This is a genomic window from Flavobacterium ginsengisoli, assembly GCF_029625315.1.
Lineage (GTDB): Bacteria > Bacteroidota > Bacteroidia > Flavobacteriales > Flavobacteriaceae > Flavobacterium > Flavobacterium ginsengisoli.
Genome location: NZ_CP121110.1, coordinates 5,156,507 through 5,171,942, shown reverse-complemented (window position 1 = coordinate 5,171,942; position 15,436 = coordinate 5,156,507). Strand labels below are relative to the sequence as shown.

Annotated in this window: 7 protein-coding genes and 6 pseudogenes; 11 read left to right on the top strand and 2 right to left on the bottom strand. The window is 32.9% G+C overall.

All coding sequences use genetic code 11. The features are described 5' to 3' along the window. Positions 1-153: 153 nt before the first annotated feature. The 4 genes and pseudogenes from P5P87_RS24625 (at position 154) to P5P87_RS24610 (ending at position 3,527) form a co-directional block, all read left to right on the top strand. Positions 154-607 (top strand): annotated as a pseudogene (locus P5P87_RS24625) (Lrp/AsnC family transcriptional regulator). 109 nt (positions 608-716) lie between these two features. Continuing rightward, the gene (locus tag P5P87_RS24620; protein WP_278020936.1) at positions 717-1,490 is read left to right on the top strand and encodes a dienelactone hydrolase family protein; all 774 of its coding nucleotides are present in this window, start codon (positions 717-719) and stop codon (positions 1,488-1,490) included. Between the two features lie 43 nt (positions 1,491-1,533). Beyond that, complete coding sequence (locus P5P87_RS24615; RefSeq protein ID WP_198856386.1) at positions 1,534-2,502, top strand: DUF3667 domain-containing protein; 969 nt, start codon at positions 1,534-1,536, stop codon at positions 2,500-2,502. 9 nt (positions 2,503-2,511) lie between these two features. After that, a pseudogene (locus P5P87_RS24610) lies at positions 2,512-3,527 on the top strand (M28 family peptidase). A gap of 166 nt (positions 3,528-3,693) precedes the next feature. Here the strand turns inward: P5P87_RS24610 and rho are convergent. Next, a pseudogene (gene rho / locus P5P87_RS24605) lies at positions 3,694-5,528 on the bottom strand (transcription termination factor Rho). 181 nt (positions 5,529-5,709) lie between these two features. Here rho and P5P87_RS24600 point away from each other — a divergent pair. From P5P87_RS24600 to P5P87_RS24590, 3 genes and pseudogenes are all read left to right on the top strand, one after another. After that, a pseudogene (locus tag P5P87_RS24600) lies at positions 5,710-6,121 on the top strand (DUF4293 domain-containing protein). Between the two features lie 148 nt (positions 6,122-6,269). Further along, positions 6,270-6,929 (top strand): response regulator transcription factor, encoded by a 660-nt coding sequence (locus P5P87_RS24595; RefSeq protein WP_198856390.1) that lies wholly within the window; start codon positions 6,270-6,272, stop codon positions 6,927-6,929. An 11-nt stretch (positions 6,930-6,940) separates the two neighbouring features. Then, entirely contained in the window at positions 6,941-7,849 is a 909-nt protein-coding gene (locus P5P87_RS24590) for a sensor histidine kinase (RefSeq protein ID WP_278020935.1), read from the top strand. On the opposite strand, the pseudogene P5P87_RS24585 reads toward P5P87_RS24590, so the two are convergent. Beyond that, a pseudogene (locus P5P87_RS24585) lies at positions 7,850-8,343 on the bottom strand (metallophosphoesterase family protein). Positions 8,344-8,555: 212 nt separating this feature from the next. Here P5P87_RS24585 and truA point away from each other — a divergent pair. The 4 genes and pseudogenes from truA to P5P87_RS24565 all read left to right on the top strand — a co-directional run bounded on the left by truA (position 8,556) and on the right by P5P87_RS24565 (position 15,423). Then, a complete protein-coding gene (gene truA, locus P5P87_RS24580; protein WP_278020934.1) occupies positions 8,556-9,290 on the top strand; it encodes a tRNA pseudouridine(38-40) synthase TruA in 735 nt (244 codons plus the stop codon). Positions 9,291-9,390: 100 nt separating this feature from the next. Then, the gene (locus P5P87_RS24575; RefSeq protein WP_278020933.1) at positions 9,391-11,145 is read left to right on the top strand and encodes an ABC transporter ATP-binding protein; all 1,755 of its coding nucleotides are present in this window, start codon (positions 9,391-9,393) and stop codon (positions 11,143-11,145) included. Positions 11,146-11,254: 109 nt separating this feature from the next. Continuing rightward, positions 11,255-12,736 carry a sensor histidine kinase gene (locus P5P87_RS24570; RefSeq protein WP_233074093.1) on the top strand — a complete coding sequence of 494 codons (1,482 nt, stop codon included), beginning with the start codon at positions 11,255-11,257 and terminating at the stop codon, positions 12,734-12,736. 86 nt (positions 12,737-12,822) lie between these two features. Continuing rightward, a pseudogene (locus P5P87_RS24565) lies at positions 12,823-15,423 on the top strand (zinc-dependent metalloprotease). The last annotated feature ends 13 nt before the right edge of the window (positions 15,424-15,436 follow it).

The following is a 15,436-nucleotide window of genomic DNA, read 5'->3' as shown; positions in this document are numbered from 1 at the left end:
ATGTAACAAAATAAAAGTCAAAAACAAAAATTAAGCACTTCAAAAAAGAGAAATTTATTTTTTAGGGGAAATTTGATTAGCTGTCAGTTTATTAAAAAAAAGAATTACTTTTATGAATCGCAAAAGACTCAATTTTTAAACGATTTTTACTGAATGGAATTATTAGACGAATTTGATATTAGTATTCTTAAAGAATTAGAAAAAGACGGAAGAATGGCTTTTTCTTCTATCGCCACTAATCTTAAAATATCAAATACAATGGTGCATCAGCGTATTAACAGAATGATTGAACAAGGTGTAATTGGTGGTATTAAACCTATTATTCAGGAAAAGAAAATTGGTTATGACTGGGCTTCTTTTACTGGACTCACACTGAACAAAGATTCTGATTCTGAACGAATTATTGAAGCGCTTAAAGAAATTCCCGAGATTACCGAATGTTATTATGTAACAGGTTCTTTTACACTCTACATAAAAATCATAGCAAAAAATCACGAACATATGCGTCGCATTCTTTATGAAAAAATCGACGGAATTCCAGGCATTGACAAAACCGATTCTATCGTAGAACTAGGTCAGCGCTTTTAAACGAAATATATCTTTATAAAAAAGAAAAACATTCTTTTAAAATATTCGTTACAAACCTCACAAGAATTTAGTTGTGAGGTTTTTTTGTAACATAATATTTCTGATATTTGTTAAAAATTGAAGAAATCATGAAAAACTCCATAGCTATTTTATTTAGTGCAATCTTATTTTCTAACCTCATGAATGCGCAGTTAAAACCCGTAAAATACACAGAAGGCGACCAACAGTTAAATGGCTTATTTATTAAATCTGCTAAAAAAAGTGCTAACAACCCAGGAATCCTGCTTTTACCGGCTTGGCTAGGAATTGATAACGCTTCTAAAGGAATTGCAGAAGAATTATCTAAACTAGGCTATAATGTTTTCATCGCCGATATATATGGAGAAGGAAACTATCCTAAAAATACTGGAGATGCTGGAAAACAAGCTGGTTTTTACAAAACAAACTTCGAAGCTTATCAAAAACGTATTGATGTCGCTTTGAAAGAATTAGTAAAGTCTGGAGCTAATGCTGATAATATTGTTGCTATCGGATATTGTTTTGGCGGAACTGGAGTTCTAGAAGCTGCACGTGGGCATTTGAAGCTAAAAGGAGTAGCATCATTTCATGGCGGTTTAGGAAAAGACGCTAGTAGAAAAACGGAAACAATCGATGCAAAAGTTTTAATCTGCCATGGTGCCGATGATCCTTTTGTTTCTAAAGAAGAAATTGCTTCTTGCCAACAAGAAATGCGCGATTCTAAAGCTGATTGGCAAATGATTTACTATGCTAATTCTGTTCACTCTTTTACAAATCCAGAAGCTGGAAATGACAATTCTAAAGGCGCTGCATATAATCCTGTTGCGGCAAAAAGATCTTTTGAGCATTTACAGCTTTTCTTAAATGAAGTGCTAAAAAAATAAAAACTAAAAAACTACACCAAATCAAAATCAACTGAAATAACCAATGTCACACAACAAAATTAGAGAAGACAAAACCTGTTTAAATTGCAGGCACGTTGTTGAGCAAAAATTTTGTCCTAACTGCGGACAAGAAAACAGTGATTCCAGAAAGACTTTTCATCATTTATTTATCCATTTTTTCGAAGATTTAACGCATTATGAAAATGCATTCTGGAAAACAATAAAAAATCTGCTTTTTAAGCCTTCAACACTTACTAAAGAATATCTTTCGGGAAGACGTCTATCTTATTTAGCTCCTGTTAGATTATATATTTTCATCAGTTTTATTACGTTTTTTCTAATTGCAATGTTTCCTAGCAAAGTGAAAGGCGATATTGATAAAAGTGAAAAAGTGCTTAGCAAAGAACTGGCAAAAAATACCGAAGGACTCACTAAAAAAGAAGCAGACAAGTATTTCCATTTAAAATCGATGAAGGAAATCGATTCTATTCAGAAATATGGAAAAGAAAACGATAAGTTGAATGCTTCTACGTATTGGGTTTATGAAAAAGCTGTACATGTAACTGAAAACAATACGAAAAGAGAAATTATAGAAAAGTTTATTGAATCTTTTTTTCACAATCTTCCCAAAATCTTATTCATCATTATGCCATTTTTTGCTTTTTTCCTGTGGCTTTTTCACAACAAAAAAAAGTGGTATTATTTTGATCATGGAATTTTCACTCTCCATTATTTCTCTTTCCTTTTACTGATCTTTCTTATCATGTTTATCGTTGACAGACTGATTGGCTTCTTCGGAGAAGATAATCCATTGACTTTTATATCATCAATAACAACATTTGTAGGGACAATTTGGATGTGTTACTATTTTTATCCTGCACATCATCGTTTTTATGGAGAATCCCGAATAGTGTCATTTGTTAAAAGCGTTATGCTCTTTATAATAAACTCACTTTTTATTCTATTTTTACTGACCCTTTACGTTCTTTACACATTTATTAATTTACACTAACTATCTAGAATGAAAAAATTACTCATTTTATTTTTAATTGTTACTGCGTATTCTTGTAAAACTACACAGTCAACAGCATCAAAAGACAACTCGGATCCTTCGAAATACATTAAGGCGATCAGCGAAAAAGATCTTAAAACAATGCTTTACACTATTGCTTCTGATGAAATGGAAGGTCGCGAAACTGGTTCTAAAGGACAGAAAAAAGCGGGAGTTTACATGATTGAGCAATACAAAAAAATGGAATCTCTTTTCCAAAAGGAGCTTCAGATTATTACCAGCCTGTTCCTGCAACATTTATGAATGCAAAACGCAATCAAAATTTGCCTGATTCAGAAAACATCTGGGCATACATTGAAGGTTCAGAAAAACCAGATGAAGTTTTGGTAATTTCTGCACACTACGATCACGTTGGAATTAAAGATGGGGAAGTTTACAACGGAGCTGATGATGATGGTTCTGGAACTGTAGCAGTTATGGAAATGGCTAAGGCTTTTGCTAAAGCAAAAAAACAAGGACACGGACCAAAACGCTCTATTTTATTTCTTCATGTAACTGGCGAAGAGCATGGTTTACACGGATCTCGTTTTTATTCTGAAAATCCATTGTTTCCAATTGCAAACACAATTGCAGACATCAATATCGATATGATTGGGCGTCGTGATGTGGAGCATGCAAACACAAATAATTATGTATACGTAATTGGCGCAGACAGATTATCATCTGATTTACACAATGCAGTTGTGGCTCAAAATGATAAATACATCAAAATGGACTTAGATTTTAAATTTAATGATCCAAAAGATCCAAACCATTTCTATGAGCGTTCTGACCACTATAACTTCGCAAAACATGGCATTCCTGCAGTTTTCTTCTTTAACGGAGTTCACGAAGATTACCATGGAAAAGGCGACGAACCTCAAAAAATCGAATACGATGCTTTAACCAAAAGAACTAAACTTGCTTTTGTAGTAGCTTGGGATTTGGCAAATAGAGAAAACAGACCGGTAGTTGATAAAAAATAGTTGCTAAGGTTCTGAGATGCTAAGATTCTAAGTTTCTCTTAGGAACGAATATAAAAAAAGGATGAGTAAAACTCATCCTTTTTTTGTTTTATATATCTTTTGGTTTGCTTTTTCTCAAAGCTAAAAAACTTAGAATCTTAGCATCTCAGAACCTTAGCAACTTTAACTAGTCATTCATCGAAATCAAAAACTCTTCGTTATTCTTTGTTTTCTTGAAACGATCGTTTACGAAGTCCATAGATTCTACTGGATTCATATCTGATAGATATTTACGCATAATCCACATTCTTTGTAAAGTTTTCTCGTCTAATAATAAATCGTCGCGACGTGTACTAGATGAAGTAAGATCGATTGCAGGGAAAATACGTTTATTAGCTATCTTACGGTCTAATTGTAATTCCATGTTACCAGTTCCTTTAAATTCTTCGAAGATAACTTCGTCCATTTTAGAACCTGTTTCTGTTAACGCAGTTGCGATGATACTTAAAGAACCGCCATTTTCTACATTTCTAGTCGCTCCAAAGAAACGTTTTGGTTTTTGCAATGCATTTGCATCAACACCTCCACTTAATACTTTTCCAGATGCTGGCTGAACTGTGTTGTATGCTCTTGCTAAACGTGTAATCGAGTCTAAAAGAATCACAACATCATGACCGCATTCTACTAAACGTTTTGCTTTTTCCAATACGATGTTAGCGATTTTTACGTGTTCTTGTGGTTCTCTATCGAAAGTTGAAGCGATAACTTCACCACGAACACTTCTTTGCATATCTGTAACCTCCTCTGGACGCTCATCAATAAGAAGAACAATCAAATAAACTTCTGGATGGTTAGCCGCAATTGCGTTTGCAATATCTTTAAGAAGCATTGTTTTACCTGTTTTAGGCTGTGCAACGATCATACCACGCTGACCTTTACCTATTGGTGAAAACAAATCTATAATTCTTGTTGAAATAGAACTGCCTTTTTCGGCTAGTTTGAATTTTTCTGAAGGAAAAACTGGTGTCAAGTGTTCGAAAGAAACTCTATCGCGAACTACTTGCGGATCGTGACCGTTAATTTTTAATACACGAACCAATGGAAAAAACTTCTCGCCTTCTTTTGGCGGGCGAACCACTCCTTTTACTGTATCTCCGGTTTTTAAACCAAATAATCTAATTTGTGAAGTTGATAAATAAATATCATCTGGAGAAGCTAAATAATTATAATCTGATGAACGTAAAAACCCATAACCGTCTGGCATCATTTCTAAAACGCCTTCACTTTCAATAATTCCGTCAAATTCAAAATCCGAATCTCTGAAGTTATTATTGTTCTTTTTATTCTTGTGGTTAGGGTTTTGATTATTGTGATTTCCGTTTCCATTGCCATTCCCGTTCTGATTTTGGTTCTGATTCGGGTTTTGATTCTGGTTCTGGTTCTGATTTTTATTCTGATTCGGATTGATCTTTTTGCAGGAGCAATTTGTGAAGTTTTTTCAGCTGTTTCGGCTGTTGGCTCAGAAGTAATTGATTCTGATGGAGCTGTTTCTACAACTTCTTCAGTAGCGGTTACTTCTTTTTCTTTTTTCTGCGCTACTTTCTTCTCATATGCCTGTTTATTGAATTTTCCACCTTTAGGCTCTTTTTTTGCTATTGGTGTTTTATTCTCCTCTACTGCTTCATCTGCCTTTTCTGCAATTGGCTGAACTGTTTCAACAGTATCGTTTTTTTGAACAGTTTCCTCTACTTCATCAAATTCTAAAACAGGAGCATTTTTGGTATTTGTCGCTTTTGTTTTTGCTGGAGCAATTCTAGCGCGTTTTGGTTTTTCATCTTTGGCTTCAGAAACTACTTCTGCTTGAGGTGCTTGAGCCGGAGCATTAGTGCTCTCTTGGTGTGCTAAAATCTGACTAATTAAAGTCTCTTTTTTGACACCAGTAATCTTTATTGTTTTAGCTAACTTAGCTATTTCTTGAAGCTCAGCAAGCTTCATTTCTTTTAATGCAGAAATATCAAACATGAATGTTCTATGAATTTAATTATTTTAAGGAATACTGTAAAAAGAATAGGTAGATAATTAATTTGAATTGACCGCAGTATGAAGTGCTTACGGTATTATGATGCAATAATACGAATAAAATTTTATCATACAATAGTATTTTAAAAAAAGAAAATATATTTTTGTAAAACATTTTTAGACCATGATACAAAGAATTCAAACTGTATATATATTTCTAGCTTTTGCAAAGAACTGGCATTTTATTGCTTTTTGTTCCGCTTTGGACAACTAGTGCAGGAAAGCCATTCTTTTTTATGCAGGATATGCTTTATACTTTTTTACTAGGATTAACAACTATGCTTAGTGTTATCAGTATAATTTCATTTAAAAAGAGACAAAATCAGTTTGTACTAAACAGACTGAACATAATATTAAATTTAATTTTATTAGGATTATTTGTATATCGATCACTAAATTTATCTGGAGGGACTGAGGTCTCTGAGAAAGGTATTGGGATGTTCATGCCAATTGTTGCTATCGTGTTATTAGTTCTAGCTAATAAGGCCATCAAAAAGGATGAGGATCTTGTAAAATCTGTTGATCGTTTGAGGTAAACCTATAAACTTTAGTTTATTTTGTGCGAAGAAAAACCCGAACTCTGATTCGGGTTTTTTTTACCCTATTATATTATAAATCAAACCTGAAGAGCATAATAAAAATGCGTTTTATAGTATAATTTTGTGTTTTCAAATTTAGACAATCATGATTCCCAAAATAAGGATTCATCTTGCAGATGATCATCAGGTTCTAATTGATGGACTGTCCAACCTGCTTCAAACCGTTTCAAACTTTGAAGTGGCAGGAACTTCACTGGACGGCACCACTGTCTATGATGATGTTATAAACGATAAAGCCGATGTTTTGATTCTAGACATCAGTATGCCTAAAAAAGACGGCATAGAAACATTAAAAGAGTTTAACCAAAAACAACTTCCTTGCAAGGTCATTATTTTATCTAGTTATGATGATCTTAAAATCATTAAAGAAGTAATGAAACTAGGTGCAAAAGGCTATCTCACCAAGAATTGCGCTGGCGAAAATATCATTGAAGCTGTCGAAGCTGTTTATCAAGGTCAGGAATATTTTAGCGATGCTGTTAGAGAAAAAATCTTCAATACTTTTAGAGACAACCCAAAACTCAACTCAAACGCGGTTATAGAAAATCCAATCTTAAGCCCTCGTGAGATTGAAATCATTATTTTGATTGCTTTGGAATATAGCGGAAAAGAAATCAGCGAAAAACTTTTCATCAGTTCGCATACTGTCGAAACGCATCGTAAAAACATTATGAAAAAGCTCAATATAAAAAGCACAATAGGTTTGGTAAAATATGCTCTTAAAAACAATTTGATCAATCCTTAAAAATTGCTTTTATGTTTCGTTTTAAATTCTTTACATATATTTTTTTTCTTATTGTTTTTGAAGGAAATAGTGCCGCGCAATCTACTGATACTGTAAAAGTTCCACAAACTGAAATTAAGAGTAAAATTGCAAATAATCATTTTAGCAAATCAGAACAACTACGAAACAAAAAAATAGTCAGTTTGTCTATTATACTTACCATCATCATTTTTCTTTTATTTTATTTTCTGTACCAAAACAATAAATTAAAGCAGAAGATAAAACGAAAAGACACCAAACAGAAAATCCTTCTCGATATTATAAATTCTGGTATAGATTCTCAAGAAGTAGAGCGAAAAAAAATTGCTTCTTTTCTGCATGACAATATCAATTCACTTTTGTCTTCCGCAGGATTGCATTTAAATACTTTTACGGCTCAACATGACATAAAATCGGATGAAATCCAGAAAGCTAAAAACATTTTATCTGAAGTGCACGAATTACTACGAGATATGTCTCACGATCTTGTTCCGTCGCTTTTGGTTCGTTTTGGATTAATTTATGCTCTAGAAGATTTATGCGAAAAAAATTCAAATTCTGCGATCGAATTTGAATTTTCAAGTTCCATTCCAACTAGCAGAAGATATGTTGAAAAGTTCGAAATGAAAATTTATTTTATAGTTAGCGAATTATTTAGCAATATCACCAGACATAGCAACGCTAAAAAAGCAAAGCTTTCTCTGACTGAAAAAGAAAATCAATTAATTCTATGCATTTACGATGACGGAATTGGTTTTAAAACTCAGAAATTAAAAGAGGTTGAAGGTTTTGGGTTAAATAGGATAAGAGCTCAAATTAAAAAATACAAAGGAACTTTATCTATTGTTTCAAAAGAAAAACAGGGAACCAAAATAAAAATTCAGCTTCCATTACCACATTAATTACTTCGCTCCTATTTCAATAATTTCCAAATCTTTGATTTTATCATCATCGATTACAAATCGCAACATGGTTCTCACTTTATGAAATCCGCTTTTTCCAGCAGCGCCGGATTCATGTGCGACAAATTATTTTTTTTATCAAACATGACCTTCAGAATATGAGAATGTCCGCAAATAAACAATTTCGGCGGATTCAGAGCCAATTCTTCCCTAACATTCTGATTGTATTTTCCAGGATAACCTCCAATATGCGTAATCCAGACTGATACATTTTCGCAAGAAAATCTATTATTTAACGGAAATTCTAATCTTGCCTGCGCATCGTCAATGTTCCCATAAACTGCTCTTAGAGGTTTTAGCTTTTTTATGGTATCCGTAACTACCAAATCTCCAATATCTCCAGCATGCCAAACTTCATCTGCTTGAGCAACATATTTTAAAATGGTATCATCAATATGACTGTGAGTGTCTGAGAGAAGCAGGATTTTGGTCATTTTCTAAGGTGCTAAGATTCTAAGATGCTAAGATACTAAGGTTTTTCTTTTTAGTCACTAAGCTAATTTTTGTTTTCGATGTGATTGTTTTAGCAGAGACATAAAAGCACTATATCCTTACGCAAAAAACTTAGACCCTTAGTATCTTAGAATCTTAGCTTCTTTTAAAAAAACCTTTGTACCTTTGCACCTCAGAACCTCTGTCCCTAAAAATGAGATATTTTATTCAATTCGCTTATAACGGAACACATTATCATGGTTGGCAAATACAGCCAAATGCTTCTTCAGTTCAAGAAACTTTAAATAAAGCTTTTTCGGTTTTATTAAATGAAACTATCAGCATTATGGGTGCTGGAAGAACAGATACGGGTGTTCATGCGAGCGAAATGTACGGCCATTTTGACACAGAAAAAACCTTAGATATTCCGGTTTTGACTCATAAACTGAATTCGTATTTACCAAAGGATATTGCTATTTTTGATATTATACCAGTTCACGATGATGCCCATTGTAGATTTGACGCTACAAAGCGAACTTATGAATATCATATTAATACCTTAAAAAATCCGTTTTTACAGGAATTGAGCTGGTATGTTTCGCAAAAACTAGATGTCAGTTTAATGAATGAAGCGACGCAATTATTATTGAAACATACCGATTTTCAATGTTTTTCAAAAGTTAACACTGATGTCAACACATTTGATTGCACGGTTTTTGAGGCATATTGGAAACAAGAAAACGGAAAACTGATTTTTACCATTTCGGCAAATCGGTTTTTAAGGAATATGGTTCGTGCAATTGTAGGCACTTTGATCAATATTGGTTTAAAGAAAATCACTTTAATCGATTTTGAGGATATCATTGCCAGCAAAAGCAGAGAAAAAGCAGGATTTTCGGTTCCTGCACATGGTTTATATTTAACCAAAATAGATTACGATTATTTATAAAGCTTTAAGCTTTAGGCAATAGGCTTTAGGCTTATTTCTTGTCGCTTACTGCTAATAGCTTATGGCCTAAAAGCCTAAAGCTTAAAGCACGAAAAAATAAATGAAAGCAAAAGCATTCGATACAGGATTATTCAAACGAATTTTAAAATATACTCGTCCTTATAAATGGCGTTATTATGGCGTAATCATATTTGCCATTTCGCTATCTATCTTCGCCGCACTTCGTCCTTATTTACTTAAAGAAACTGTCGATGGCTACATCAAAACTCATGACAAAATGGGTTTGCTCCTATATATTATATTAATGGGAGTGGTTTTACTGATGGAAGTTTTTTCGCAGTTTTACTTTGTTTATTGGGCCAATTGGCTTGGGCAGGATATTGTAAAAGATATTCGAACCAAACTTTTTCAGCACATTTTGAGTTTCAGAATGAAATATTTCGACTTGGTTCCAGTTGGACAATTGGTTACACGTGCCGTTTCAGATATTGAGTCGATTGCTCGAATTTTCAGTCAAGGTTTGTTTATGATTATAAGCGATTTGATGAAAATGGTTGTTGTCTTGATCTTTATGTTTTACATGAATTGGAAACTGACTTGGATTGTCGTAGTTGCTATGCCAATTTTAGTTTTTATAACTAGAATTTTCCAACGCAAAATGCAAGTTGCTTTTGAGGAAGTAAGAACCCAGATCGCCAACATGAACTCTTTTGTACAAGAACGTGTAACGGGAATGAAAATCGTTCAGCTTTTTAACCGTGAAAAAATCGAAGCCGAAAACTTTAAAGACATCAACAACAAACATAGAGTTGCTTGGATTAAGACTATTTTATACAACTCTATCTTCTTCCCAATTGCCGATATTATTTCATCCATAACTTTAGGTTTGGTTGTAGTTTATGGTGGTTTCCGAATTTTAAACGGAGATCATTTTACAACTTTTGGAGATTTATTTTCATACACCATGTTTATCGGAATGCTTTTTAATCCGTTAAGACAAATTGCGGATAAATTTAATGAAATGCAGTTAGGAATGATTGCCGCCAATCGTGTTTTTGATATTATTGACACACAAGATCATATTCAAGATACGGGAACAATTGAAGCGCCAGTTTTTGATGGAAGAATTGATTTTAAAGACGTTCGTTTTAGCTACATTCCAGAAGAAGAAGTTATAAAAGGAATTGATTTATCGGTTTCGGCTGGACAGACTATTGCTATTGTAGGTTCTACAGGAGCAGGAAAATCTACGATCATTAATTTATTGAATCGTTTTTACGAAATCAATAGCGGAACAATTTGCATTGATGGAGAAAATATAGAAAACTATACTTTGGCTTCTTTAAGAAAACAAATTGCTGTTGTTTTACAAGACGTCTTTTTGTTTGCCGATACGATTTATAATAATATTACTTTACACAATCCAGAAATTACTCGAGACAAGGTAATTGATGCAAGAAAGAAAATTGGTGTTCATGATTTTATTATGAACCTGCCAGATAATTATGATTTTGATGTAAAAGAGCGTGGTGTTATGCTTTCGTCTGGACAGCGCCAGCTTATTGCATTTTTACGTTCTTATGTGAGTAATCCAAGTATTTTGATTTTAGACGAGGCGACTTCTTCTATCGATACGTATTCTGAAGAAATGATTCAGCGTGCAACAGAAACGATTACAAAAGGAAGAACTTCGATTATAATAGCACATAGATTAGCAACAATTGTAAATGCAGATAAGATTGTGGTGATGGATAAGGGATTGATTGTTGAACAAGGAACGCATCAGGAGTTATTGCAAAAAACTGATGGGTACTATAAAAATTTATATGACTCGCAATTTGCTGTGGCAAACTAGGTCATAATGTTACTTTTTGAAATTTAGATTAAAAAATATTACCTCTAGACGGGCATTCTTAATATATGTTACGGTTTCGATTCTGGTTACAGTTTTGTCCGTTTATATTTTGAGTAACCTTATTACTGATTTGACAGAAAAAGCGAATGATGAAGTATCACTTCGCAGTTTTATGAAGAAGCAGGAATTTATGTCACAAGAGTTTTCTAAATTTATGGAACATGAAAACCAAATAAAACATGTTTTAAAAATAAGTACACCAGAAAATCTAGCATCCAACTTACATATTTTGTCTTCGGTTCAAAATACCAATTCACTGGTTGCCGATAGCTGGTTTCAAATCAATGAAAATAGAATTCAGTTTGGAACAGATTCTATTTCTGATGCCTTAAAAAAAGAAGTTTCAGATTTCATTCTAAAAAATAAAAATGTAGATTATTTCAGCGCTGTTATTCCGCAAGGAAAAGAATGGGTTTGGAGAATTTATTTCAAACTTAATTCAAAAAACACAACAGTTCGTTATGGCTACGATATCAACTTAAAAAATCTTCATAATTATATCTCGAATGTAGACAAGTCTAATTCGGCAACAAATTATGCCTTTATTTTTGATAAATCTGGAAGATGCATTTATCATCCTGAAATTGCGTTTATAGGAAAAGACATTTACAAAATATCTTCTACCCGATCTCTTGATACCATTTTTACTAAAAAACAAGATTATGTAAGAAGAATTACAATGTCCGAATATTTAAAACTGGATGTTATTCGTTTTACAAAAAGATTAGATTTAAAAAACTCGCATTGGTTTATATGTGTCAATGTTCCTAAATTTTCTGTGGATGAAAATGTAGAATTAATCAAAAAATATTCTACTTGGATATACTTGATTACAACAGTAATGCTTTTCCTTATTTTCTACTTATTCTTGTATATCAACAGACGCGCGTACCGAGAAAAAGGAATTGCCATAAAAGAGAAAAATAAACTCTTAGTAGAAAACGAAAAAATAATAAAAGAAAAAGCTCTTATTCAGTTACAACAATTGAAAGAGCAGATAAATCCGCACTTTTTATTTAATTCACTTAATTCGCTTTATATGCTAATTGGAAGTGATATTAAAGTTGCGCAAAAATTTACCTTAAACTTATCTCGTATTTATCGTTATTTAATTGATCCGCCAGAAACAAATATTGTCCCTCTGAAAGACGAATTATTATTTATCGAAAAATATATCTTTTTACAGCAGACTCGTTTTAAAGACGAATTATTCTTTTCTATTCAAATAGAAAGTGAAACTGCTTTAAACAAACACATCCCCTATCTTGCTTTCCAGATTGCGGTCGAAAATGCTATTAAGCATAATGCGGCAACTCAAGAAAGTCCCTTAACTACTACAATCCTGATTCAAGAAAATCAGGCAATTATCAGCAACAATCTTCAAAAGAAATTGACTGCTGAACCGAGTACTAAATTTGGGTTAAACTACCTGAATAGCATTTACAATTATTACTCAAAAACCGATTTTAAAACATCAGAAAAAGACGGCGTTTTTATCTGTATTCTTCCATTAATAAACATTCACTCCTAAAAAAAAGCCACTCACTCCTTTTTGTTTTTTTTCTGAACTAAAATAAAATAGTTTCGGATCGAAAATTAACCTAAACTTAACATCTGATGAAGGAAAAGTCATTCCTGCATAATTTGGTAACAATTTGCATACTCTTATTATTATTATCGCCGCTTACTGTTCAATCTCAAAAGAAAAAGAAAGACAAAAAAGAAGTCGCAACCGAAATTAAAAAAGATTCTACCGATTCTAAAAAAGGTAAAAAATATGACGACCTAGTAAAAAAAGGTTCTCTAAAAAAAGGTCTATTTAATATCATTCAAGTTAAAACAGATGTTTATTTTGAAATTCAGGACAGCTTATTTAAAAGAGAGTTTTTAGTTGTAAACAAATTATCTCAAGTTCCTTTTCAAGTAAACGAAGCTGGCTTAAATAAAGGAATGAATTATGAAAACAAAGTAATTAGTTTTTATAAAGATACAATCGCAAAAGAAAGTCTGGGTAAAATCGTATGTGCCAAAGGTTTCTTCACCAAAAGAAGATGCGATTACACAATCTGTTCAAAATAATTTTGCAGAATCTATTATTGAAGTTTTTGATATTGAAACCAAAAACAACGATTCGACGTCTGTTGTTATTAAAGTAAATAAGATTTTTGACGGAAAACAAAAAAGCTTCAATGATGTTTTGAGCAACATTGGATTTGGCGGTTCTGTAAAATCTGATCTTTCTTATATTGAAGGTGTAAAATCTTTCCCAAAAAACATTGTTGTAAAATCGCAATTGACTACTTCTGTTAGCGAAGGCGGACCTGCATTGTCTGTAACTCTTGGCGTTACGAGCAATATTATTTTATTGGACAAAACTCCAATGAAACCTCGTTTTTCTGATAACAGAATTGGTTTCTTCACAGAAAAACACTGGTATTTTGCCGATGATCAACAAGCAATGCTTGAAAAAGAACTAATTACACGTTGGAGATTAGAACCTAAAAAAGAAGACGAAGAACGATATTTGAAAGGCGAATTGGTTGAACCTAAAAGACCTATCGTTTATTATATTGATCCATCGACTCCAAAACAATGGAGAAAGTATATTATTGATGGTGTTCACGATTGGCAAGCAGACTTTTGAAAAAGCAGGTTTTAAAAATGCTGTTATCGCAAAAGAACCAACAGAAGCTGATTTGGATTTTGATATTGATGATGTTCGCTACTCTGTAATTACATATGCAGCTTCTCCAAAATCTAATGCTATGGGACCATCTGTGGTTGACCCAAGAAGCGACGAAATTATCGAAGCAGATATTATTTGGTGGCATAATGTAATGACTTCGCTTCAAAGCTGGATGCGCATTCAGACAGGACCAATTGATCCGAAAGCTAGAGGAAATAAATTTAGTGATGAACATATGGGAGAAGCAATTCGTTTTGTTTCGTCTCACGAAGTTGGACATACTTTTGGTTTAAAACATAATATGGGTTCTTCTTTTGCTTATGATGTTGAATCTCTTCGCTCTAAAGAATTCACAGCAAAAATGGGCGGAACTGCTCCATCAATTATGGATTATGCCCGTTACAATTATGTAGCACAACCAGAAGACAATGTAACAGTTATTACTCCGAAAATTGGAGAATATGATAAATATGCTATTGAATGGGGTTACAGATGGTACGCGCCTAACGAAAACGAAACAGCAAAACTAAACGCCTTACTTACAAAACATCAAGATGACCCCATTTATTTTTATGGAGAACAACAGGAAAATATAATTGACCCTCGTTCTCAATCTGAAGATTTAGGAAACGATGCTGTAAAAGCGAGTGAATATGGTTTAAAAAACCTAAAACGTGTTGTCGATAATATATTAAGCTGGACTTACGATAAAGATCAGTCTTACTATGAGACAGGAAAATTATACATCGGAACTATTGGTCAATGGCAATTGTACAACCGTCATGTAATGAACAATATTGGTGGTGTTTATTTAAACACAACAGTTCACGGAGATAACAAACAAAGCTACATTCCGGTTTCTGCAGACAATGCAAAAAAGAGCAACAGATTATTTAGCTAAAAATGTACTTACAATTCCGCAATGGTTGTTTTTCAATGACATTTTAGACAAAACAAATCCGTTGAAAGATTCTCCTCTTGGTCCTTACGAATATACTCCGTATACACTTTCGAGAGAATTACAATACAGCATTATGTATGATTTATTTAGTGACGATCGCTTGCTTAGAATGACAGAAAATGAACTTTATCAACGAAATAAAACCAAAGATCCAGTTTTTACCGTAAATGATTTGTTTAAAAAAATGCATCAAAGTGTTTTTGCCGGAACGATTGCCAATAAATCATTATCAATTCTAGAACGTATGACACAGAAAAATTATGTAGACGTTTTGGTTGTTTCTACAAATAAATTATTTGAAAAAACAGATGCTAAGAAACTATTAGACATTCAGCAGACTTTAAATATGCCTCATTTATGCACTTATTTAGATGATGCCCACATGGTAAAAAATATTAATCAATCTTCTTTAAAAAGAGTTACAGAAGTGACTTCAGATAAAAAAGGAGAATTAACAAAAGTCCTTCAATTATTAAAAATTAAAAAGAATACAGGAGACCAATCTACCCAAAACCATTACCGCGATTTGATCCAACGAATCGAAAAAGCATTAAATAACACAACCTTTTAATACACAACCCAAA